The 810-nt window shown below is 44.4% G+C and carries 1 protein-coding gene; it reads left to right on the top strand.

Features of this window, described 5'->3' with window-relative positions; genetic code table 11:
• On the top strand, window positions 1–804 hold an 804-nt coding region (locus tag QMA00_RS18875), incomplete at its 5' end, for an elongation factor Tu (RefSeq protein ID WP_290158520.1).
• Between the last annotated feature and the right edge of the window lie 6 nt (window positions 805–810).

The raw sequence follows: 810 nt of genomic DNA on the forward strand, positions 1-810 counted from the left end.
GTTCCTTACATCGTTGTGTTCATGAACAAATGTGACATGGTTGATGATGAAGAGCTACTTGAGCTAGTAGAAATGGAAGTTCGTGAACTTCTTTCTGAATACGACTTCCCAGGTGATGACTTACCACTAATTCAAGGTTCTGCACTTAAAGCACTTGAAGGCGAAGAGCAATGGGAAGCTAAAATCGTAGAGCTTGCAGAAGCACTAGATTCTTACATTCCAGAGCCAGAGCGTGACATCGATAAGCCATTCATCATGCCTATCGAAGACGTTTTCTCAATCCAAGGTCGTGGTACTGTTGTAACTGGCCGTGTTGAAGCTGGTATCATCAACGTGAACGACGAAGTTGAAATCGTTGGTATCAAAGAGACGACTAAGTCTACTTGTACTGGTGTTGAGATGTTCCGTAAGCTTCTTGACGAAGGTCGTGCAGGTGAGAACATTGGTGCACTTCTACGTGGTACTAAGCGTGAAGACGTTGAACGTGGTCAAGTACTAGCTAAGCCTGGTTCAATCAAGCCACACACTACATTCACTTCAGAAGTATACGTACTTTCGAAAGATGAAGGTGGTCGTCATACTCCATTCTTCAAAGGTTACCGTCCACAGTTCTACTTCCGTACAACTGACGTAACAGGTGACGTACAGTTACCAGATGGCGTAGAAATGGTAATGCCTGGTGATAACGTTAAGATGACAGTAACGCTAATCGCGCCAATCGCGATGGATGAAGGTCTTCGTTTCGCTATCCGTGAAGGTGGCCGTACTGTAGGTGCTGGTGTTGTAGCAACTATCGTAGAGTAATAATTA

It is taken from the genome of Pseudoalteromonas sp. APC 3694, assembly GCF_030407565.1.
In the GTDB taxonomy this organism is placed as follows: domain Bacteria; phylum Pseudomonadota; class Gammaproteobacteria; order Enterobacterales; family Alteromonadaceae; genus Pseudoalteromonas; species Pseudoalteromonas tetraodonis.